This is a genomic window from Paracoccus sp. NIOT.M2S5SZ12 (assembly GCF_057748165.1).
In genome coordinates this window covers 17,166-37,057 of record NZ_JBYLFR010000016.1, presented here as the reverse complement: position 1 = coordinate 37,057, position 19,892 = coordinate 17,166, and the positions used below count along the sequence as shown (strand labels likewise).

Here is a 19,892-nt window from a genome sequence, read left to right as displayed (position 1 = left end):
CTTGCGCCAAGCCCCGCAGCACCCCATGCTGGTCAAAAGTCTGTGGGGCGCGATGGTGGAATGGTTGCGGGAGATCGGCTCGTTCTGGGGCGCCGTCTTCGAGCGGATGGACAAGACGCACATGACGCTGATCGCGGCGGGCGTCGCCTTCTATGCCATGTTCGCGGTCTTTCCGGGCCTGGCTGCCATCATCGCGCTATGGAGCCTGTGGTTCGACCCGCTGGTGGTGCTGACCTATCTGGACGTCGCGCATGAATTCCTGCCCGACGGGGCCTCGGACATCGTCGACGACCAGGTCACGACCCTGACCCAGAACGGGCGCACCTCGGTCGGCTGGACCTCATTCATCTCCTTCATGATCGCCACCATCGCGGCGCGGGCGGGGGTGGATGCGCTGATCCGCGGGCTGAACGCCGCCTACGGGGTGCGGGCGCATTCGACGATCTTCGGCTTTCTGCTGGCCTATGGGCTGACGCTGGTCATCGTGGGCATCTCGCTGGCGGGGCTTGCGACCATCGTCGTGGTGCCGGTGCTGCTGAACTTCATGGTCTTCGCGCCGGTGCGCTCCACGCTGCTCACGGTGCTGCCCTGGGCGGGGATGTTCCTGCTGGTGATCGTGACCATCGGCGTGCTCTACCGCTACGGGCCCAACGTCAAGACGCCGCGCACGCCGATCTTCACCTGGGGCGCGTTGTTCGCGGCGGTGCTGTGGTCGGCGGGCTCCATCGCCTTCTCGGCCTATCTGGGCAGCTTCAACAGCTACAACCGCATCTACGGCTCCATCGGCACGGTGGTGGCGCTGCTGATGTGGTTCTATCTGGCCGGGTTCTCGGTGCTTCTGGGCGCGCTGATCAATGTCGAGCTGGCCCGCCGCCGCCGGATGCGCGCCGTGCGCGAGGCCCGGCGCGGCTTCACCGAGCTTCTGGCCGAGAAGAACGGCTGAGGGGGCGCACCGGGCGCCCCCCGCGGGATCAGGCCGTCAGGCCCTCGGTCGAGGCAAAGAACATCGCCTGGCTGACCGCCGAACGCACCTGCTCCTCGCTGTAGGGCTTGGAGATCAGGAAGGCCGGCTCGGGGCGGTCCCCGGTCAGCAGACGCTCGGGGAAGGCGGTGATGAAGATCACCGGGATGTCGCCCATGCTGGCCAGCAGCTCGTTCACCGCGTCCACGCCCGACGATCCGTCGGCCAGCTGGATGTCGGCCAGAATCAGGTCGGGACGGTGCTTGCCCGCCAGCTCGATCGCCGCGGTATGGGTGCGGGCGACGCCGGTGACGTCATGGCCCATGGCCTGCACGATGCCCTTCAGGTCCATGGCGATGATCATCTCGTCCTCGATGACCATGACCTTGCCGCGCAGGGCCTGGCCCATCTCGTTCAGGGCGATCTGGACCAGCTCGTCGGCCTCGGCGGTCTCGATCTGCATGACGCGGGCGATCTGGTCGCTGCGCAGCTCCTCGATGGTACGCAGCAGCAGCGCCTCGCGCGAATTGGGCGTCAGGCCGCGCAGGTGGGACTGGGCCTTGCGCTCGCGCGCCGTCATGTCGGCATCCTCGACCGGCTGGCCCGAGCTCTGCCAGATCACGTGGAAGGTCTTGAACAGCGCGATTCGCAGGTCATCCTCACCGTCCAGAACGCTGCGGTCGGTCAGGATCGCCTCCAGCGTGGCGGCCGCGTAATTGTCGCCGGCGCGTTGGCTGCCGGTCAGGGCGCGGGCATAGCGACGCAGATACGGAAGCTCGCGCCCGATGTTTTGGGCCAGATCGGCAACAGTCATTACACAGTCCTCTTAAATCGCGTATTGCAGGGAACCATCAGAACCCCCTATCGGTTGCATGCTGTGCGCACAAGTTTGTCGGGACTGACACCAATATGACACCAAAGCGAGACGACCGTCGGAGAGCGGCAGTGGAAAAACAGATCGATGAGAACCTCAAACGGGTCTACGAGCAGGACACCACCGACCAGATCCCGGACCGCTTCCTCGATCTGCTGAAAAAGCTCAAGGAGCAGGGGTGACACCCTTTCTCAATGACGCCCCCTTCCCGACAACGCCTTGGTGATCAGACCTCATGACGCAATCCCCCTCGGTCCATCCGCGCGACCAGCTTGTCGACCACCTTCCGGCGCTGCGGGCCTTCGCGCTGTCGCTGACCCGCGAGGGTGCGGCCGCCGACGACCTGGTCCAGGACACGATCGTCAAGGCCTGGACCAACATGGACAAGTTCCAAGCCGGCACGAACCTGCGCGCCTGGCTGTTCACCATCCTGCGCAACACCTTCTATTCGTCCCGCCGCAAGACCAAGCGCGAGGTCAGCGACAGCGACGGCATCCATGCCGCCCGCCAGTCCACCCGCCCCGATCATGATGGCCGGCTGGCCCTGCGCGACTTCCGCGCCGCCTTCGAGAAGCTTCCCGACGAACAGCGCGAGGCGCTGATCCTGGTCGGCGCCTCGGGCTTCTCCTACGAGGAGGCCGCGGACATGACCAAGGTCGCCGTCGGCACGGTCAAGTCGCGGGCCAACCGTGGTCGCCGCAAGCTGGCCGAGCTGCTGCATCTGGAGCAGGGCGAGGAGCTGAGCATGACCGATCAGGCCACCCTCGCCGTGATGGCGCAGAACAACTACAGTTCGCGTTGAGGCCGCTCGTGTGTTGAGACGGATCAGCCAGAGGATGGACTTCACGCGGCGCCTCGGGTTTCGACTTGGGGCGCTTCTCTCCATTGCGATCCTTCCCATCGGGCTGATCTCGCTGGTGCAGAACCTGCACCTGTCGCGCGAGGCCGAGCGCAGCGCCGAGATCGCGCTTCTGGGCCGCACCGCCTCCGCCGCCGCGGGCGAGCGGGCGCTCCTGCAAAGCGCGCTCGGATCGGCCGACGCCCTGGGGCCGGCCATCCTGGAGAGCCAGGGACAGCCGCAGCTCTGCTCCGAACTGCTGCGCAACTTCGTCCAGCGCAGCGGGACCTATCGTCACGCGGCCTTCATTCCGGCCGACGGCCCGGCGACCTGCACCTCGGCCGGTCCCGATGATCCGACTCTGAACCTCTCGGACAGCCCCATGGTCCAGGAGTTCATGAGGAACCCGACCACCTCCGTCACCGCCCTGCAGCGCGGCCCGCTGAGCGCGGAGCCGATCATCGTCGTGCTTCAGCCGCTCTATCGCGACGACACTTTCCTGGGCCTGACCGCCCTGTCCCTGACGCAGGAACTGCTGCAATCCACCCATGCGATGGATTTCGGCACCGAAGGCGCGCGCATCCTGACCTTCAACAATTCCGGCCAGGTCCTCATCGCCGATGTCGGCCCCGAGGATCAGCCGATGCTGCTTCTGCCCCGCGACGTGCCGCTGGTCAGCCTGCCCGGTCAGGGCGAGGCCACCTTCCGCGCCCAGGCCAACAACGGAGAGAACCGCGTCTTCACCGTCGTTCCCGTCGTGCCGGGCCTGGTCTATGCCTTGGGCAGCTGGAGCCCCAGCACCGCGGGCGTGGGCCTGTTCCAGCTGTCGCGATGGGGCGCGGTGATGCTGCCCGTCGCGCTGTGGGTCGTGTCGCTGTCGGTCGCCTATTTCGCGGTGTTCCGGCTGGTCCTGCGCCACATCACCGTGCTGCGCGGCCAGATGCGCCGCTTTGCCATCGGCAGCCGCGACACCCCGCCCCCGGTCCTGGCCGATGCCCCGACCGAGATCGCCGATGTCAGCCAGACCTTCCACAACATGGCCCGCATCCTGATCCGCGACGAGGAGGCGATGGAGCAGGCGGTCACCGAAAAGACGGTCCTCCTCAAGGAGGTGCACCATCGGGTCAAGAACAACCTTCAGCTGATCGCCTCGATCATCAACATGCAGAGCCGTCTGATTGACGACCGGGACGCCAAGCGCGTCCTTCGTTCGGTCCAGGACCGGGTCGCGGCGCTGGCCACGATCTATCGCAACCTCTATCAGGCCGAACAGCTGGACCAGGTGAATGCCGACCGGCTGATTGCCGACATCATCACGCAGCTTTCCGCGGCCGCCGTCGGGGCGGGGCGTCAGCTTCGCGTCGAAAGCGACATCCAGCCCCTGTCGATGCTGCCCGACCAGGCCGTGCCGCTGACCCTGCTGACGACCGAGGCCTTCACCAACGCGGTGAAATACGCCGCCGGGGACGAGCCCTGGGTGCGCGTGTCGCTGTCCTCGCCCGCGCCGGGTCAGGGCCTCCTGGAGGTCGTGAACTCGACCGGCGACGATGCCGAGGCGGGCGGCACCGGTCTGGGCAGCCAGCTGATCGAGGCCTTCTCCATGCAGCTGGAGGGCGATGTCGTCACCGAGACGCTGGACGGCTGCTATCGGCTGGCGCTGCTGTTCAAGCTGGGCCATGGCGGCGGATCGAGCGCGCACAACCCGCGGCAGGTGGTGCTGACCTCGGCCGCGCGCGCCGGATCGCGGCATTAGCGCCGCGGGGCGCGCGCAAATCCGCGTGCGCCCCGCGGCGGGTGCTTGCGCCGGGGCGGGGCTGCTCTATTTTCGCGGGATGGACAACGGATACAGCTTCGACATGGCGACGGGACGCGGGCTGATCGCCTGCCCCAATTGCGATGCCCTGCATGTGGAGGAGGACCTCGCCGCCGGTGAGACCGCCGCCTGCATCCGCTGCGGCACGGTCCTGGCGAAACCGCGCGACGGGGCCTTCGCGCAACTGATCGCGCTGGCCTTCACCTCGATGGTGCTGCTGGTGGGGGCGGTGTTCTTTCCGTTCCTCGAGGTCTCGACGATGGGCTTCGGCAATGCCAGCTCGCTCTTCGACGTGGCGCTGGCCTTTGCCGACGGGGTGCTGCTGCCGCTGGTGCTGGCCGTGCTGGCCATGATCATCGGCCTGCCCATTCTGCGGTCCTTCCTGCTCCTCTACACGCTCGTGCCGCTGGCGCAGGGGCGGCCGCCGCACAGGCATGCCGCGCGGGCCTTCCGCTGGTCCGAACTGCTGCGCCCCTGGTCCATGGCCGAGATCTTCGTGATCGGCACCGCGGTCGCGCTGGTCAAGGTCGCGGGACTGGCCACGGTGCATCTGGGGCCTGCCTTCTGGGCCTTCTCGGCGCTGATCGTGGTGAACCTGGCCAGCCGGGCCTTCATGTGCCAGACCTCCATCTGGGACGCGATCGAGGATGCGGGCCTGTCCACCGGCATGCCCCGCCCCGCCGCCGGTGACGCATGAGCGCGCCCGCCGATCAGCCTGCCGGACCCGTCCTGACCGCGCATCGCGCAGGCCTGTCGGGCTGTCACCGCTGCGGCCGGGTCTGGCCGCAGGATCAGGCACGCTGCGGCCGCTGCGGCACGCATCTGGTCCCACCGAACCGACAGGGCCTGCAGAAGGTCTGGGCCTGGTGGTTCGCCGGCCTGATCGCCTACATCCCCGCCAACCTCTTCCCGATGATGAGCACCCAGACCTTTGCCGGTCTGGCCGGCAATTCCGAGGCCACCATCCTGGGCGGCGTGGTCGAGCTGATCCATTACGGCAATTACGACATCGCGATCATCGTCTTCGTCGCCTCGGTCATCGTGCCCATCGGCAAGTTCCTGGCCATCGCCTGGCTGGCGATCGTGGCCGGGCGCCCCGCCAACGTGGATCAGGCCCATACCCGGCTGAAGGTCTACGAGATCGTCGAATTCATCGGCCGCTGGTCGATGATCGACGTCTTCGTGGTGGCGATCCTGTCGGCGCTGGTGCAGCTGGGCTTTGTGGCGTCGGTCCATCCGGGGCCTGCGGCGGTGTCCTTCGCGCTCTCTGTTGCCTTCACCATGCTTTCCGCGCAAAGCTTCGACGCACGATTGATCTGGCGCGGACTTCCCCTGCGGACCCGCCGGGACTGATCCGCCCGACACCGACCATTGTTGCCCGCGCCCGAGGATTCCGACCCCATGACCGACACGCCCCCGCCCCTGACGCCGGCCAGCCCGGTGCGCAAGACGGCTGCCCGCGCGGCCCAGGCCGGCATCAACGTCATCTGGATCGTGCCGATCGTGGCGCTGATCGTGACGCTCGGCATCGCGTGGAACGCCTTCCGCGACCGGGGCAGCGTGATCGAGATCGAGTTCGCCGACGCCACCGGCATCACCCCCGGAGAGACCGGCCTGCGGTTCCGCGAGATCACCGTGGGCCAGGTCGAGGGGGTCAAGTTCACCAGCGACCTGTCCCGCGTGGTCGTCTCGGTCCGGGTCGACACGGACGTGGCCCAGTTCATCGATGCCGACGCCTCGTTCTGGATCGTGCGGCCGCAGGTCAGCGCCCAAGGTGTCTCGCGTCTGGACACGGTCCTCAGCGGTGCCTTCATCGAGGGCTACTGGGACGCCGAGACCGGGGCCGAGGCGCAGCGTTTCGTGGGTCTCGACCGCCCGCCCCTGGTGCGGGCCGACCAGCCCGGCACCTGGGTCACGCTGTCGATGGACACCGCGGGCGGTCTGTCCGAAGGCGCGCCGGTCCTGTTCCGCGGCGTGCAGGTCGGCCGGCTGGAGAACATCCGCCTGGACCCCGAGACCGACCGCGTGGTCGTCGACGCCTTCGTCGAGGCGCCCCATGACGCCCGCCTGACCAGCGCCACGGTCTTCTGGGACACGTCGGGCTTCTCAGTCTCGCTCGGGGCGCAGGGCGTGGCGCTGAACGTCAATTCGCTGTCCTCGCTGCTGCAGGGCGGCGTGGCCTTCGAGACCTTCGTCAGCGGCGGCGATCCGGTCGAACCGGGCGCCCGCTTCACCGTCCAGCCGGACGAGGACACCGCCCGCACCTCGCGCTTCGAGGATGATGACACCCGCCTGCTGCGCGTCGGCATGCTGATCGACGACAGCCTGGAGGGGCTGGAGCAGGGCGCGGACGTCCAGTACCAGGGCCTGCGCGTGGGCCGCGTCACCGATCTGGCCGTCAGCCTGACCGAGGATGCTGAGGGCAACACCCAGCCCCGCCAGCTGGTCACCATGCTGCTGTCGCCCCGCCGCCTCGGCCTGCCCGAGGGGTCGGACGCCGACGATGCGCTGGCGCTGCTGACCGAGGAGGTCGCCGCCGGACTGCGCGCCCGCGTCGCCAGCACGGGCTTTCTGGGCACGACCCTGATGGTCGAGCTGGTCACGCTGCCCGATGCGGCGCCCGCCGCCATCGACGCCGAGGCCGAGCCAAACCCACTGATCCCCTCGGTCGAGGGCGATCTGGAGGATTTCACCGCCAGCGCCCAGGGCCTGGTGAACCGCATCGGCGCCCTGCCCATCGAGGAGGTGCTGAATTCGGCCCGCGACACGCTGGACAGCATCACCGCGCTGGCCACATCGCAGGACACCCGCGCGATTCCCGGCGCGTTGCGTCAGGCGTTGGAGGATGGCGGAAGCGCGCTGTCCGACATCACCGCGATCACCGGAGATCTGCGTCAGGCTGAAAGCGGCCAGACCCTTGCGCGCATGCTGGATGAGGCCTCGGCCGCCTTCACCGCCGTCTCCGAGGCGGCCACCGACGTGCCGGCGATGGTCGATCAGATCGACGCCGCCGCGGCCGCGGTGGAGGAGTTCGGCTTTGCCGAGATCAGCGCCCAGGCCGAGGGGATCCTTGCCGACCTGCGTGCCATGCTGGGCAGCGAGGATGCCGAACAGCTGCCGCGCAACCTCTCGAACGTCTTGGAATCGGCCACGGGCCTGCTGGACGACCTGCGCGACGGCAATGCCGTGGGCAGCCTGAACAACGCCTTGGACAGCGCCAGCACCGCCGCCGACCAGATCGCCCTGTCGGTCCAGCAGCTGCCCGACCTGATCCAGCGCCTGCAGGTGACGGCGGCGCGGGCCGACACGCTGTTCGCCAGCTATGGCGACCGGTCGGCCTTCAACAACGAACTGATCGGCGCGCTGCGCGAGCTGCGCCGTGCCACCCAATCGATCGGCTCGGTCGCCCGGCTGATCGAACGCAACCCCCGCGCCTTCATCCTGGGACGATAGACATGACGCTGCCCCATCGCCGCCTGCCCCTTGCCGTGATCGCCCTGTCGGGGGCCGCCCTGCTGGGCGCCTGCTCGAACCCGGAAAAGACCGGGCGATACCTGATCGACCCGCCGGTGGCGGGGGTGCAGGTGCCCAACCGCCTCGGCACGGCCGAGCTGAAGGACGTGTCCCTGCCGGAATACGCCTCCGATCAGGAGGTCGCGTACCAGACCGAGGACGGGGCCGTGCGCTCGACCCCCGACAATCTCTGGGCGGACAATCCGGGGCGCGCCTTCACCACGACGCTGGCCCGCGCGATCAGCGACGTGTCCGGCGCCACCGTGATCAGCGAGCCTTGGCCCCTGGCCCAGCCCCCGGCCCGCGTGCTGGAGGTGCGCGTCGAACGCGCGCTGGCCCAGGCCGACAACAGCTATCGCCTGTCGGGGCGGTATTTCGTCTCGGATGACGGACTGTCGGGGGGTGGCGCGAACCACGCGCGCAGCTTCGACATCCGTGTGCCGATGGCGTCCCAGGGCCCGGCCAGCACGGCGGCGGCGGCCAGCCAGGCCATCGCGATCCTGGCCCAGCAGATCGCGACCCTCTCCGGTCCCGGCGCGACCATCGCCACGACCCGCCCCGCCGCGGACGAGGCCTTCGACCTGCCGCCGCTGTTCTAGCGCAGCGCCGCCCGCAGGGCCGCGTGCAGGCGCGGCCCCGCGACGATCAGCCCGTCCACCTGCGCGCGCGGGCTGTTGAAGCGCATCGGCTGGCCGCGCCGGTCGGTGACCCGCGCCCCGGCCCGTTCGGCGATCAGCGCGCCCGCCGCGATGTCCCATTCCCAGGCCGCCCGCAGCGACAGCGCCGCGTCGAAGCGCCCCTCGGCCGCAAGGCACAGCCGCCAAGCCAAGGATGAGCGGAACTCGCGCCGGAAGGGCGGCATGCCGGCGCGCCAGTCGGGCGCATCGGCCACCGCGCGATAGGTCAGCACGCGCGCATCCTCGATTCCGCTGTCGGTCGGCGCGATGGGCGCGCCGTTCAGCGTGGCCGGTCCGTCGGCATGGGCGGCATAGGTCAGCCCGGTGACCGGCAGGTGCACTACCGCCGCCAGGATGCGGTCGCCCTGCGCCACGGCCAGCGAATGCGAGAACCCCTCCTGCCCGTCGATGAAGGCGCGGGTGCCGTCGATCGGGTCGATGATGAAGCAGCGCGCCGCGTCCAGACGGGCCGGATCGGCCTCGGATTCCTCGGACAGCCAGCCGTAATCGGGGCGCGCGGCCGTCAGCATCGCCTGCAGCGCGTCGTTGACGGCCAGATCGGCCTCGGTCACCGGCCCGGCGCCGCCACCCTTGTCCCAGGCCTGCGGATCGCGCCGCCAGAACCGCAGGGCGATGCGCCCGGCCTCCTCGGCCGCCGCCAGCAGCAGGGCCAGATCGTCCTCAGCCCCCGGCAACGGTCATGCCTTGGACCAGCAGGCTGGGCACCTCGGTCGCACGCCAGGGCAGCGCGTCGTCGGCGGCCTCCAGCGTCATCAGCATCTCGCGCAGGTTGCCCGCGATGGTGCATTCGTTGACCGGCCAGGCGATGCGGCCGCTCTCGACCCAGAAGCCCGCCGCGCCGCGCGAATAGTCGCCCGTGGTGCCGTTCACCGACGCGCCCAGCATCGATGTCACGATCAGCCCGCGCCCCATCCGGGCGATCAGGTCGTCCCGGCTGGCCGCGCCGGGGGTCAGCACCACGTTGCTGTGGCTGGGCCCGGGGCTGGAGGCCAGCCCGCGCGCGGCCGACCCGGTGCTGTCCATGCCCAGCTTGCGCGCCGTCGCCAGGTCCAGCGTCCAGCCCTGCAGCACGCCGTCGCGCACGATGGCGCGGCGACGGGTCGGCAGGCCCTCTGCGTCGAAGGGGCGCGATGAGGGATGGCGGGGCCGCAGCGGGTCCTCGATCAGGTCCATCCCGGGGGGCAGGACCGGCTGGCCCAGGTCGCGGCGCAGCCAGCTGGCGCCCCGCGCCACGGCCGAACCGTTCACCGCCGACAGCAGGTGCCCGATCAGCGAGGCCGAGACGCGGCGGTCGTAAAGGATCGGAAAGGCCCCGGTCGGGGGCTTGCGCGCGCCGGCCCGGTCCAGCGTGCGTTCGGCGGCCAGCAGGCCGATCTCCTCGGGGCTGGGCAGGTCGGCGGCGAAGACGCGCGATTCGCCGGCATAGTCGCGCTCCATTCTCAGGCCCTCGCCGGTGATGGCGACGACGGACAGGGAATGTCCGGTCCGGCCGTAACCGCCCGAAAACCCGTTCGACGCGGCCAGCCACATGCGCCGCTGCGAATAGCCGGCATTGGCGGCCTCCACCTGGGCGATGCCGGGCACGGACAGGGCGGCGGCCTCGGCCCGGCGGGCCAGCTCCTGCAGATGGGCGGGGTCCGGCTCGGGCGCGTCCTCGGCCAGCTCCAGCCCGGCTGCGTCGCGGACCCGCGCCAGCTGGTCGGGATCGGCCAGACCCAGGGTGTCGTCCACCGGCGCCTCGCGGGCCAGGGCCACGGCGCGCGCCGCCATCTCAGCGATGGTGTCCGGCCCGTGATCCGAGGAGGACACCGCCGCCTGACGCCCGCCGACCAGCACGCGCAGACCGATCTGCAGCCCTTCCGATCGTTCGGCCTGCTCCAGCGTCCCGGCGCGGTGATCGATGCCCAGGGCAGTGCCGTCCACCGCCATGGCGTCGGCCTGATCGGCCCCGGCGCGGCGCGCGGCGTCGACCATCGCCTCGGACAGGCGCTGGAGGCGGTCGGGATCGGCAGCGGTGCTCATGGGGGCCTCATCGGAATCGAGAAGCGGACCGGGGGCGTCACCCGGTCCGCAGGTCAGAGGGTGCGGATCACTGGATCTGCTGACCGTTGGCAAAGATCGAGCCGCCCTTGCGGAACTCGATCTCGGTCTGCATCTGGTCCTCGGCGCCATCGACGGGGCGGGCGAACATGGCCATCATCATGCGCGGGCCCATCAGCTGTTCGGCGGGGACGACGCCCATCGCCACCAGCTTGTCCAACAGGCCGTTGACGCCGCCGAAGGTCCCCTCGATCGTGCCGACGGGCTGGGTCGGGTCCTCGCCGAAGGTCAGCGCGCCGCTCAGATCGACCGTGGCCCCGACCGCGTCCAGCGACAGCGCCTTGATGGCCAGGCTGCGCGGGGTCAGCGGCATGGGTGCCGTGCCGTCGGGACCAGGCTCGGCGGTCTGGGCTGCCTCGGGGTCCATGAAGTTCTGCGACAGCACCGCCTGGCCCTCCAGGTCGATGGTCAGGCTGGCCGGATCGCGCGGCAGCGCGGCCTCGGGGTCCAGCGCCTGCCAGATCGCGTCATCCAGCGTCAGCCCGTCCAGCACATAGGTCAGTGCGAAGGGCTGCTCCTCCTCCGAGGCCAGGACCGGCATCGCCAGGCGGAAGCGGTTCTCGGTCGCGCCATAGGCGATCGGGAAGGGCAGGTCCGTGCCCGACAGGCGGGTCTGCATGTCGGTCAGGCTGCCCTCATAGGACAGGCCCTCGCCCGACATCCCCACGGCCAGCGTGCCGCCTGCGGCCTCGACGCCGCCCTCGGTGTCGTTGCGGGTGCCGTCGGCGGTCAGCGTGCTGGCGGTAAAGCTGATGCTGGTCGCGCCCATGCCGATGCTGCCCTTGCCGCCGAACCCGGCCTCCAGCGCCGCGGTCGGGGCGGTGCCAAAGTTCACCTGACCCGCCGGGCTGGTGCCGTCGCCCTGCAGCGTCAGGTCGGCCACGGTCACGACGGCCTCGAAGCGGTCGGTCTGATCGGTTGCACCCTCCGTGGGCGCGGCGGGCGCGGCGTCAGGTGCAGTGTCGGGGGTCTCCTCGGCGGCCAAGGACGGGCCGCTGGCGCTGATCCGCATCTCCATGCTGTCGGCGCGGCCCTCGAAGGTCTGGCTGCTGGCGCCGTCGGCGGCGGTGGTCACGGTCTGACGGCCGGTGACATTCGTCAAGCTGGCGGTCAGCGGGACCTCGTTGCGCTCATCCAGGGCGCGCCCGTCCATGGTGATCGTCGGAATGGTCATGTCATGGGTCAGCGCCTCGGGCGTGCCCGAGCTGATCGTCTCGTTGCCGGGCATGTCCAGGTTCATGGTGAAGCCGACCTGCCCCTCGCCCTCGGGCGCGGTACCGGTGGATTCGATGGTCATCGTTCCTTCGACGACCGAACGGACGGTGCCGTCGCCGACGGCCTCCAGCACGACCGAGGGCATGGTCAGCACCATGTCGGGGGCCTCGGCCTCGCCCTCCACGGTCAGGACCACGTCGCTCAGGGCGATACGCTCGTCCGTCGCCTCCTCGGCGCCGATGGCGATGGCATAGCCCGCCTTCTCATAGCTGGTGCGCAGGCTGTCCCAGACTTGGGCGGGGGTGATGTCGGCCAAGGCCGGTCCGGCGCCCAGAATCAGGGCCAGCGCCGAGGTTGCAAGGGGGCGGTTCATGGCGGATACCTTTCGCAAACCTGAATTTACCCGGGATTCCTGACACAGTGCCGCCGAAAGGGAAAGGGAACAAGTCGTGATCCGCAGCCTGCATGACGGGGGCCTGTCCCTGCTGACCATCGACCGCCCCGACCGGGCCAACGCCCTGACCGCGGCGATGCTGCGCGATCTGCACGACGCGGTGGCGCAGGCGCGCCGGGCCCGGTCGCGCGCGCTGATCCTGACCGGGACGGGCACGGTCTTCTCGGCCGGGGCCGACCTCGATCAGGCCCGCGCGGGCCTGGCCACAGCCCCGGAATGGGCGGCGCTGTCGCAGGCCCTGGCCGATCTGCCCTGCCTGACCGTCGCGGCGCTGAACGGCACGCTGGCCGGGGGCGCCTTCGGCATGGCGCTGGCTTGCGACATCCGCCTGACCGTCCCGGGGGCGCGGTTCTTCTATCCGGTGATGCGGCTTGGCTTTCTGCCGCAGCCGGGCGACCCGGCGCGGCTGGCGGCGCTGGTGGGACCGGCGCGGGCGCGCATGATCCTGATGGCGGGCGCCAGGATCGACGCGGCCGAGGCGCTGGCCTGGGGCCTGGTGGACCGCATCCTGCCCGCCGACGCGCTGATGGACGCGGCCCGCGCGCTGACGGCGGACGCGCTGGCCGCCGATCCGGCGCATGTCGCGGCGATCAAGGCGGCGACGCGTCAGGAATAGGCGTCCTCGCGCCCGAAATGACGGCACAGCAGGTAATAGACCACCGCCCGATACTTGCTCCGGTTCGCGCGGCCATAGCGGTCCATCACCGCGGCGATCCCGGCATCCAGCTCCGGCCCGTCGGGCAGGCCCAGCTTGCGACGCAGGAAGTTGTCGCGGATGCGCGCCAGCTCGGCCTTGTCGCTGGCCGCGACCGTCGCGGCATCGGCGTCGTAGATCGACGGGCCGCATCCGATGGTGACCTTCTCCAGAAGGGCCATGTCCGGCTCCTCGGACAGGGTGGTGCGGATGTCGGCGGCGTATTTGGCGATCAGGTCGTCACGCTTTCCCATGAACTCCTCCTCACGAAGACGTCATCGCGAAGGATGACCCCGTCCGGGCCGTCTGGCAAGCCGCGCGGCGGGCATGGAACGAAGTTCCCTGCCCGCCGTTGCGCCAGCGGGGCTTGTTCCGCGGGGCCGCGGGCGGCCGCATCTTTGTCCTTTTCTGGATCGGGCCGCTTGCGGATCGTGTCGCCAGAACGCAGGTAACGTCCAAGAACCGAAGGAGATTTCCCGTGCGCACGCTTGTCCTGACCGCCGCCCTTGCCTTGACCACCGCCCTGCCCGCCGCAGCCGAGACGATCCGCGTCGGCATGTCGGGCGGCTACTTCCCCTTCACCTTCACCCGCGCCGACGAGCTGCAGGGCTTCGAGGTCGATTTCCTGCGCGCCATCGCCGAGGAGACCGGCGACGAGGTCGAGTTCGTGACCATGTCCTTCTCGGGGCTGGTCGGCGCGCTGGAATCGAACCGCATCGACACCATCGCGAACCAGATCACCATGACCCCCGAACGCGAGGCGGCCTTCGCCTTCACCCAGCCCTATGTCTATGACGGCGCCCAGATCGTGACGCGCGAGGGCAACCCCGCCGGCATCACCGGACCCGACAGCCTGGACGGCAAGTCGGTCGCGGTGAACCTCGGCTCCAACTTCGAGCAGCTGCTGCGCGAACTGCCCAATGCCGACCAGATCGACATCCGCACCTACGAGAGCAACATCGAGCAGGACACCGCCCTGGGCCGCGTCGATGCCTTCGTGATGGACCGCGTCTCCTCGGCGCAGGTCATCGCGCAGAGCCCGCTGCCGCTGGAACTGGCCGGAGAGCCCTTCTCCGAGATCCGAAACGCCCTGCCCTTCCGCAACGACGAGGCCGGACAGGCGTTGCGCGACCGCGTGGACGCCGCCATCACCACCCTGAAGGAGAACGGCACCCTGGCCGAGATCTCGCAGAAATGGCTGGACGCCGACGTGACGCAGCCCGTGTCGCAGTAACATGCGCCCGCTGGACACCGCCTATATGGGGGATCTGGTCCCCGTGATCCTGGGCTATGTGCCGTTGACCCTGTTCATGGCGGTGATCGCCATGATCGGGGCTCTGGCGCTTGGTGCGATCCTGGCCATCGTGCGGGTGATCCGCGTGCCGGTGCTGGACCGGATCGTGGCGGTGTTCATCAGCTTCTTCCGCGGCACGCCGCTTCTGGTGCAGCTGTTCCTGTTCTATTTCGGCCTGCCGCAGGTCGTGCCCGCGATGACCGGCATCGACGGGGTGACCGCCGCGATCATCGGCCTGACGCTGCATTTCTCGGCCTACATGGCAGAGAGCATCCGCGGCGCCATCCTGGGCGTCGACCGCAGCCAGTGGGAGGCCGCGCAGTCCATCGGCATGACCCAAGGCCAGCTGCTGCGCCGCATCATCCTGCCCCAGGCCGCGCGGACGGCGGCGCCGACACTGATGAACTATTTCATCGACATGATCAAAAGCACCTCGCTGGCCTTCACCCTGGGCGTGACCGAGATGATGGGCGCCGCCCAGAAGGAGGCGGCCGGCAGCTTCCTCTATCTGGAGGCGTTCCTGGTGGTCGCGGTGATCTACTGGGTCATCGTCGAAACCCTGTCGGTCGGCCAGCGCTGGCTGGAACGCAGGCTTGGAAAGGCGGTGGCGCGATGAGCTGTCGGATCGAGATCACGGGTCTGGTCAAGCGCTTCGGCGCGAACACCGTGCTGGACGGCATCGACCTGTGCCTGGAGGCCGGAGAGCGGGTGGCGATCATCGGCCCGTCGGGGACCGGGAAATCGACGCTGCTGCGCTGTCTGAACTTTCTGGACCGGCCCGATCAGGGCGTGATCCGCATGGGCGACCTGCGCGTGGACGCGGCCCGTGCCAGCCGGGCCGATGTTCTGGCCCTGCGCCGCCGCACCGGTTTCGTGTTCCAGAACTATGCGCTCTTCGCCAACCGGACCGCCCGGGGCAACATCACAGAGGCCCTGACCACGGTGCGCGGCTGGTCGGGCGCGAAGGCCCGCGCGCGCGCCGACGACATCCTGCATCAGATCGGCCTTGCCGATCGGGGCGACAGCTATCCGGCGGCCCTGTCGGGTGGACAGCAGCAGCGCGTTGGCATCGGTCGCGCGATGGCGCTGGATGCCGATCTGCTGCTGTTTGACGAACCCACCAGTGCGCTGGACCCGGAATGGGTGGGCGAAGTGCTGGACCTGATCCGGCGCATCGCCGACGGCCGTCAGACCATGCTGATCGTGACGCACGAGATGCAGTTCGCGCGCGAGATCGCGGATCGCGTGGTCTTCATGGAAGGCGGCCGCATTGTCGAGCAAGGGCCACCCGCGCAGATCTTCGGCAATCCGCAGGATGACCGGACGCGGGCCTTCCTGCGCCGCGTGGGCTGATCAGAGCCCCGCGACGGTGTAATAGGTGTCCACGGCCTGCTGGTCGTCGAAGCCCACGCCGCTGGCGATGATGCAGCTGGTGGCATCGTCGCGCGGCGCGACCAGCGTCCAGGTTCCCATCAGGTCCGACCCCCACAGCTCGGTGCCGTGGGCGCCGTCGGAATCGACCGGAGCCTCGCCGAAATCATGGCTCAGCGTCGCGGCGATCTCGGTGTCCGTGGCGCAATAGGGCTGATCGTCCAGCGCCACCTCGGACAGGGGCAGGTCGCGGATGTCATGGACCAGTGCGGCGGGGCTGGTGCCCTCCATCGCGCTCCAGCCCTGGACGGGCTGATCGGCACGGGGGGCGGCGATGGCCGGCAGTCCGGCCAGTGCCGCGACGGCGCCGGCCAGGCCAAGGCGAACGATGCGGTCTGTGCGGGTCATGATCGGGCCTTTCCTTGCATATTCCCGGAAAAAACGCCTGTTTTGCGTCTCGGGTTCCCGATATCGACCGAACGTCGCACCCCTCTGCGGGACTCAGGTCCAGCTGCGAGCCAGGACCAGCCGGGCCTCCAGCCCCTCCGCCGCGCGCTGGAACTCCAGCCGTCCGCCATGCTGCGCTGCGATGGTCGAGACGATCGCCAAGCCCAGCCCCACGCCCCCCGCCGTGCCCGCATTCTCGCCGCGCTGAAAGGCGCCGGTCAGCCGCTCCAGGTCGCTTTCGGTCAGCACCGATCCGCGGTCGGTGACGCCGATCCAGGCCTCGTCGGCGCTGCCCCCGGTCAGGACCTGCGCCTCGCGGCCGTATTTCAGCGCATTGTCGATCAGGTTCGACAGGGCGCGGCGCAGGGCGGTGGGCTGGCCGCGCATCAGCAGGGCGTGGCTGTCCACCGTGGGCCGCGAGGCGCTGCGCGAGAACAGCGTGCCCGCCCGCGCCGGCGGGGGCGAGGCCTGGCGCAGCGTCACCGGCAGGCCCACGTCCTGATAGTCCGCCACCACCGCCTCGGCCAGGGATGTCAGCGACAGGCGGCGGAACGGCTCGGCCCCGATCTCGGCGCGGGTATAGGTCAGCACGCCGTCGATCATGGTGGTCATCTCGTCGATGTCGCGCTCCAGCCGCTCGCGCAGGGCGTCATCCTCGATCATGGCGCTGCGCAGGCGCAGGCGGGTTGCGGGCGTGCCCAGGTCGTGGCTGACCCCCGACAACACCAGCGCCCGGTTCTCCAGCGCGGCGCGGTCCTGGGCGACATAGGCGTTCACCGCCTCGGCGGTCTGGCGCAGCTCCAGCGCGCCGCCCACCGGCAGGGCGGCATTGCGCGCCCGGTGGTCGCGCAGCGCCGCCGCAAAGGCCGCGAAAGCGCCCGAGACCTCGGCCACCCAGCCCAGCAGGACCGCCAGCGCCCCCGCCGCCAGCGCCGCCGCCCAGAGCCGTCGGTCCGCGGGCGCGGCGGTGCAGCCCCAGACCGGCGCCCCGTCGATGCGCAGCCAAGGGCCGGTATCCTGCTGCACGAACAGGCGCGGATCGCTGCAGAACCGCGCCAGCGACCGCGTGACCGAGGCCAGCCCGGCGGCCTGGCTGCCGCCGCCGACCGACTGCACCTCGGCCACGGGATAGGTCAGGTCCGGCGATTGGATGCGCACCGACAGCCGCGCCCCCTGCGCCAGGTCGGGCCGCCCGCCGCCGGTCAGGGTGATGACCGTCTGCCGCCAGCCCGGCGGCAGCTCCGGTTCGCGGCGCAACTGCGAGAGTGACAGGCCGGGCGGCAGCGCGCTGCCCGCCTCCAGGCTGTCGGCCAAGGCCAGCCCGGCGATGTAGGCGCGGTCCAGATGCGCGTTCCACGCGGCGGTGCTGGACATCCACAGCCAGACCGACCCGCCCCCCGCCAGCATCGCCAGAACCACCCACAGGCTGGCCAGCACCCGCAGGCTAGGCGTCATCGCGCGCCACGTCCGTGGTCAGCACATAGCCCAGCCCGCGTTCGGTACGGATCAGCGCCGGGTCGGTCTTCTGCCGCAGCCGCCCGACCAGCATGTCGATGGCCCGCCCGCCGCCCGATTCGCCCCCCCCGTCGTCATCGTCCAGCGCCGCGGCGATCTCCTCGCGCGTCAGGGGGATCAGGGGGTTGGCCAGGAACACCCGCAGCAGCGCCGTCTCGCGCGAGGACAGCGACACCTGCCAGCCGCCGGGGGCGGTGATCTCGTCGCGCCGCGCGTCATAGCGCCAGCCGCCGAAGCGCAGCACGCTGTCGCGCCTGCGATGGCTCAGGCTGGGCGCGCGCCCGGCCCGGCGCAGCACCGCGCGGATGCGCGCCAGCGCCAGGTCCGGGTTGAAGGGCTTGGCGATGTAGTCGTCCGCGCCGACCTCGTATCCGGCCATGCGCTGATGGTCCGCGGACAGGGCGCTGACCATGATGATGGGCACGTCCTGCGCCTCGCGGATCTCGGCGCAGATGGCCACGCCGTCATCCTCGCCCAGGGACACGTCCAGCAGGATCAGGTCCACCCGCCCCCCGCGCAGCGCGGCCAGGGCGGTGGCGCGGCTGTCGGCGCGCGTCACGTGAAAGCCGTGGCGCTGAAGATAGGAGGCCAGCATGGCGGCCATGTCGGCGTCATCCTCGACCAGCAGAAGACGGTGCAGGCTCATCGCGGTCCCTCCGGGTTCCGCCTTTAGCACCGCCCGGCGGGGTTTCGTAACAGTTTGTAACATAACGCTGCGAAATCTGCGGGATGCATGGCTGGACTGCGTTGCGGACATGACTGGCCCTCGGGCATCATCGGGCCACACGCGGATCGTCGAATCCGCGCGGGAACGATCTGGGAGGATCCATGAACATGAAATCCGTGCTGGCGGCTTCCACCGCCGTGATGCTGGCTGCGCCCGCGATGGCCGAACCCACCGCCGAGGTGCTGCACTGGTGGACCTCGGGCGGCGAGGCGAAATCCGTCGCCGTCCTGCAGGAGCAGTTCGCGGCCGAGGGCGGCACTTGGACCGACATGCCCGTGGCCGGCGGCGGCGGCGATGCCGCGATGACCGCGCTGCGCGCCCGGGTCCTGGCCGGCAACGCCCCCACCGCCGTGCAGCTGAAGGGCCCGGCGATCCAGGAATGGTACGAGGAGACGGGCCTGGCCGACATCGGCACCGTGGCCGAGGAGAACGGCTGGGCGGACGTGCTGCCCGAGCAGATCGCTGCGCACATGAAGTGCGAGGACCAGTGGTGCGCCGCGCCCGTGAACGTGCACCGCGTCAACTGGATCTGGGGCAACAAGCAGATCCTGGACGAGAACGGCATCACCATGCCGACCACCTGGGACGAGTTCAACGCCGCCGCCGAGAAGCTGCAGGCCGCGGGCATCACGCCCCTGGCCCATGGCGGCCAGAACTGGCAGGACGCGACCATCTTCGAGACGGTCGTGCTGGGCCTGGGCGGCCCCGAGTTCTATCAGCAGGCGCTGGTCGATCTGGACCCCGAGGCGCTGACCTCGGACACGATGAAGCAGGTCTTCGACCAGATGCGCACGATCCGCGGTTTCGTCGATCCGAACTTCTCGGGACGCGACTGGAACCTGGCCACCGCCATGGTCATGAACAACGAGGCCGCCTTACAGATCATGGGCGACTGGGCCAAGGGCGAGTTCCTGGCCGCAGGCAAGGTGCCGGGCACCGATTTCGTCTGCGCGCCGACCCCGGGCGAGGGCTTCCTCTACAACGTCGACAGCTTCGCCTTCTTCGAGCTTGAAGGCGAGGACAAGCAGCAGGGCCAGGCCCTTCTGGCCAGCCTGATCATGGGCCCGGACTTCCAGAAGACGTTCAACCTGAACAAGGGTTCGATCCCGGCCCGCACCGACGTGGCCCTGGACGAGTTCGACGATTGCGCCAAGCAATCGAACGTTGACATGACCGCCGATGCCCAGAACGGCTCGCTGCTGCCCAGCTATGCCCATGGCATGGCGCTGCGCGGCGCGCCGGCCGGTGCGATCACTGACGTGGTGACCGCGCATTTCAACAGCGACATGTCGTCCGAGGACGCCGTGCAGCAGCTGGCCGACGCGGTCGCCAACGCGATGTGACGACGGCCTGACGACCCCGCGCCCGGAATGGCGGG

21 protein-coding genes are annotated in these 19,892 nt (G+C 69.8%); 13 read left to right on the top strand and 8 right to left on the bottom strand.

Annotated features, from left to right (window positions below):
• Nucleotides 1–25: 25 nt before the first annotated feature.
• Nucleotides 26–943, top strand: coding sequence for a YihY/virulence factor BrkB family protein (locus AC2SGK_RS14125; protein WP_488324145.1), 918 nt, complete (start codon nucleotides 26–28; stop codon nucleotides 941–943).
• A 28-nt stretch (nucleotides 944–971) separates the two neighbouring features.
• Here the strand turns inward: AC2SGK_RS14125 and AC2SGK_RS14120 are convergent, their stop codons facing one another.
• Entirely contained in the window at nucleotides 972–1,775 is an 804-nt protein-coding gene (locus AC2SGK_RS14120) for a response regulator (RefSeq protein ID WP_488324144.1), read from the bottom strand.
• 131 nt (nucleotides 1,776–1,906) lie between these two features.
• On the opposite strand from AC2SGK_RS14120, the gene AC2SGK_RS14115 reads away from it, so the two are divergent.
• The 7 genes from AC2SGK_RS14115 to AC2SGK_RS14085 all read left to right on the top strand — a co-directional run bounded on the left by AC2SGK_RS14115 (nucleotide 1,907) and on the right by AC2SGK_RS14085 (nucleotide 8,598).
• Nucleotides 1,907–2,017, top strand: a complete 111-nt coding sequence (locus tag AC2SGK_RS14115; RefSeq protein WP_488324143.1) for a NepR family anti-sigma factor — start codon at nucleotides 1,907–1,909, stop codon at nucleotides 2,015–2,017.
• Nucleotides 2,018–2,070: 53 nt separating this feature from the next.
• Nucleotides 2,071–2,637, top strand: a complete 567-nt coding sequence (locus AC2SGK_RS14110) for an RNA polymerase sigma factor (protein WP_411838047.1) — start codon at nucleotides 2,071–2,073, stop codon at nucleotides 2,635–2,637.
• Nucleotides 2,638–2,671: 34 nt separating this feature from the next.
• Entirely contained in the window at nucleotides 2,672–4,426 is a 1,755-nt protein-coding gene (locus AC2SGK_RS14105; RefSeq protein WP_488324142.1) for a histidine kinase dimerization/phosphoacceptor domain -containing protein, read from the top strand.
• Nucleotides 4,427–4,505: 79 nt separating this feature from the next.
• Nucleotides 4,506–5,183: a paraquat-inducible protein A gene (locus AC2SGK_RS14100; RefSeq protein ID WP_488324141.1), complete on the top strand. Its 678-nt coding sequence runs from the start codon at nucleotides 4,506–4,508 to the stop codon at nucleotides 5,181–5,183.
• On the top strand, nucleotides 5,180–5,839 hold the full coding sequence (locus AC2SGK_RS14095) for a paraquat-inducible protein A (RefSeq protein ID WP_488324140.1): 660 nt from the start codon (nucleotides 5,180–5,182) through the stop codon (nucleotides 5,837–5,839). The genes AC2SGK_RS14100 and AC2SGK_RS14095 overlap by 4 nt, the downstream gene beginning before the upstream one ends.
• 48 nt (nucleotides 5,840–5,887) lie before the next feature.
• On the top strand, nucleotides 5,888–7,939 hold the full coding sequence (locus tag AC2SGK_RS14090) for a PqiB family protein (RefSeq protein WP_488324139.1): 2,052 nt from the start codon (nucleotides 5,888–5,890) through the stop codon (nucleotides 7,937–7,939).
• 2 nt (nucleotides 7,940–7,941) lie between these two features.
• Nucleotides 7,942–8,598: a PqiC family protein gene (locus AC2SGK_RS14085; RefSeq protein WP_488324138.1), complete on the top strand. Its 657-nt coding sequence runs from the start codon at nucleotides 7,942–7,944 to the stop codon at nucleotides 8,596–8,598.
• On the opposite strand, the gene AC2SGK_RS14080 is transcribed toward AC2SGK_RS14085, so the two are convergent.
• From AC2SGK_RS14080 to AC2SGK_RS14070, 3 genes are all read right to left on the bottom strand, one after another.
• Entirely contained in the window at nucleotides 8,595–9,371 is a 777-nt protein-coding gene (locus tag AC2SGK_RS14080; protein ID WP_488324137.1) for a 3'(2'),5'-bisphosphate nucleotidase CysQ, read from the bottom strand. The two genes, AC2SGK_RS14085 and AC2SGK_RS14080, sit on opposite strands and share 4 nt — an antisense overlap.
• The gene (locus AC2SGK_RS14075) at nucleotides 9,358–10,719 is read right to left on the bottom strand and encodes a TldD/PmbA family protein (protein WP_488324136.1); all 1,362 of its coding nucleotides are present in this window, start codon (nucleotides 10,717–10,719) and stop codon (nucleotides 9,358–9,360) included. Before AC2SGK_RS14075 ends, AC2SGK_RS14080 begins: the two co-directional genes overlap by 14 nt.
• A gap of 67 nt (nucleotides 10,720–10,786) precedes the next feature.
• On the bottom strand, nucleotides 10,787–12,385 hold the full coding sequence (locus AC2SGK_RS14070) for a hypothetical protein (protein WP_488324135.1): 1,599 nt from the start codon (nucleotides 12,383–12,385) through the stop codon (nucleotides 10,787–10,789).
• A gap of 76 nt (nucleotides 12,386–12,461) precedes the next feature.
• Here AC2SGK_RS14070 and AC2SGK_RS14065 point away from each other — a divergent pair, with 76 nt between their 5' ends.
• On the top strand, nucleotides 12,462–13,082 hold the full coding sequence (locus tag AC2SGK_RS14065; protein WP_488324134.1) for an enoyl-CoA hydratase/isomerase family protein: 621 nt from the start codon (nucleotides 12,462–12,464) through the stop codon (nucleotides 13,080–13,082).
• Here the strand turns inward: AC2SGK_RS14065 and AC2SGK_RS14060 are convergent.
• The gene (locus AC2SGK_RS14060; protein WP_488324133.1) at nucleotides 13,073–13,414 is read right to left on the bottom strand and encodes a DUF2853 family protein; all 342 of its coding nucleotides are present in this window, start codon (nucleotides 13,412–13,414) and stop codon (nucleotides 13,073–13,075) included. The genes AC2SGK_RS14065 and AC2SGK_RS14060 overlap by 10 nt on opposite strands.
• 224 nt (nucleotides 13,415–13,638) lie before the next feature.
• Here AC2SGK_RS14060 and AC2SGK_RS14055 point away from each other — a divergent pair, with 224 nt between their 5' ends.
• From AC2SGK_RS14055 to AC2SGK_RS14045, 3 genes are read left to right on the top strand one after another with little or no spacing between them, the layout of a single operon-like run.
• Entirely contained in the window at nucleotides 13,639–14,394 is a 756-nt protein-coding gene (locus tag AC2SGK_RS14055; protein WP_488324132.1) for an amino acid ABC transporter substrate-binding protein, read from the top strand.
• Between the two features lies 1 nt (nucleotide 14,395).
• Nucleotides 14,396–15,070 carry an amino acid ABC transporter permease gene (locus AC2SGK_RS14050; protein WP_488324131.1) on the top strand — a complete coding sequence of 225 codons (675 nt, stop codon included), beginning with the start codon at nucleotides 14,396–14,398 and terminating at the stop codon, nucleotides 15,068–15,070.
• Nucleotides 15,067–15,807 (top strand): amino acid ABC transporter ATP-binding protein, encoded by a 741-nt coding sequence (locus tag AC2SGK_RS14045; protein WP_488324130.1) that lies wholly within the window; start codon nucleotides 15,067–15,069, stop codon nucleotides 15,805–15,807. The genes AC2SGK_RS14050 and AC2SGK_RS14045 overlap by 4 nt, the downstream gene beginning before the upstream one ends.
• On the opposite strand, the gene AC2SGK_RS14040 is transcribed toward AC2SGK_RS14045, so the two are convergent.
• From AC2SGK_RS14040 to AC2SGK_RS14030, 3 genes are all read right to left on the bottom strand, one after another.
• Entirely contained in the window at nucleotides 15,808–16,233 is a 426-nt protein-coding gene (locus AC2SGK_RS14040) for a hypothetical protein (RefSeq protein ID WP_488324129.1), read from the bottom strand.
• Nucleotides 16,234–16,326: 93 nt separating this feature from the next.
• Nucleotides 16,327–17,727 carry an ATP-binding protein gene (locus AC2SGK_RS14035; protein WP_488324128.1) on the bottom strand — a complete coding sequence of 467 codons (1,401 nt, stop codon included), beginning with the start codon at nucleotides 17,725–17,727 and terminating at the stop codon, nucleotides 16,327–16,329.
• A complete protein-coding gene (locus AC2SGK_RS14030; RefSeq protein ID WP_488324127.1) occupies nucleotides 17,717–18,433 on the bottom strand; it encodes a response regulator transcription factor in 717 nt (238 codons plus the stop codon). The genes AC2SGK_RS14035 and AC2SGK_RS14030 overlap by 11 nt, the downstream gene beginning before the upstream one ends.
• 182 nt (nucleotides 18,434–18,615) lie before the next feature.
• Between AC2SGK_RS14030 and AC2SGK_RS14025 the strand changes: the two genes are divergently transcribed.
• Nucleotides 18,616–19,857: an ABC transporter substrate-binding protein gene (locus AC2SGK_RS14025; RefSeq protein WP_488324126.1), complete on the top strand. Its 1,242-nt coding sequence runs from the start codon at nucleotides 18,616–18,618 to the stop codon at nucleotides 19,855–19,857.
• The last annotated feature ends 35 nt before the right edge of the window (nucleotides 19,858–19,892 follow it).

What these genes read in the sequence shown, in the direction of transcription:
- AC2SGK_RS14040 (WP_488324129.1), bottom strand. Translation starts at nt 16,233, where the DNA reads ATGACCCGCACAGACCGCATCGTTCGCCTTGGCCTGGCCGGCGCCGTC.
- AC2SGK_RS14100 (WP_488324141.1), top strand. Translation starts at nt 4,506, where the DNA reads ATGGACAACGGATACAGCTTCGACATGGCGACGGGACGCGGGCTGATC.
- AC2SGK_RS14120 (WP_488324144.1), bottom strand. Translation starts at nt 1,775, where the DNA reads ATGACTGTTGCCGATCTGGCCCAAAACATCGGGCGCGAGCTTCCGTAT.
- AC2SGK_RS14105 (WP_488324142.1), top strand. Translation starts at nt 2,672, where the DNA reads ATGGACTTCACGCGGCGCCTCGGGTTTCGACTTGGGGCGCTTCTCTCC.
- AC2SGK_RS14095 (WP_488324140.1), top strand. Translation starts at nt 5,180, where the DNA reads ATGAGCGCGCCCGCCGATCAGCCTGCCGGACCCGTCCTGACCGCGCAT.
- AC2SGK_RS14125 (WP_488324145.1), top strand. Translation starts at nt 26, where the DNA reads ATGCTGGTCAAAAGTCTGTGGGGCGCGATGGTGGAATGGTTGCGGGAG.
- AC2SGK_RS14030 (WP_488324127.1), bottom strand. Translation starts at nt 18,433, where the DNA reads ATGAGCCTGCACCGTCTTCTGCTGGTCGAGGATGACGCCGACATGGCC.
- AC2SGK_RS14085 (WP_488324138.1), top strand. Translation starts at nt 7,942, where the DNA reads ATGACGCTGCCCCATCGCCGCCTGCCCCTTGCCGTGATCGCCCTGTCG.
- AC2SGK_RS14035 (WP_488324128.1), bottom strand. Translation starts at nt 17,727, where the DNA reads ATGACGCCTAGCCTGCGGGTGCTGGCCAGCCTGTGGGTGGTTCTGGCG.
- AC2SGK_RS14070 (WP_488324135.1), bottom strand. Translation starts at nt 12,385, where the DNA reads ATGAACCGCCCCCTTGCAACCTCGGCGCTGGCCCTGATTCTGGGCGCC.
- AC2SGK_RS14090 (WP_488324139.1), top strand. Translation starts at nt 5,888, where the DNA reads ATGACCGACACGCCCCCGCCCCTGACGCCGGCCAGCCCGGTGCGCAAG.
- AC2SGK_RS14110 (WP_411838047.1), top strand. Translation starts at nt 2,071, where the DNA reads ATGACGCAATCCCCCTCGGTCCATCCGCGCGACCAGCTTGTCGACCAC.
- AC2SGK_RS14050 (WP_488324131.1), top strand. Translation starts at nt 14,396, where the DNA reads ATGCGCCCGCTGGACACCGCCTATATGGGGGATCTGGTCCCCGTGATC.
- AC2SGK_RS14025 (WP_488324126.1), top strand. Translation starts at nt 18,616, where the DNA reads ATGAACATGAAATCCGTGCTGGCGGCTTCCACCGCCGTGATGCTGGCT.
- AC2SGK_RS14060 (WP_488324133.1), bottom strand. Translation starts at nt 13,414, where the DNA reads ATGGGAAAGCGTGACGACCTGATCGCCAAATACGCCGCCGACATCCGC.
- AC2SGK_RS14075 (WP_488324136.1), bottom strand. Translation starts at nt 10,719, where the DNA reads ATGAGCACCGCTGCCGATCCCGACCGCCTCCAGCGCCTGTCCGAGGCG.
- AC2SGK_RS14045 (WP_488324130.1), top strand. Translation starts at nt 15,067, where the DNA reads ATGAGCTGTCGGATCGAGATCACGGGTCTGGTCAAGCGCTTCGGCGCG.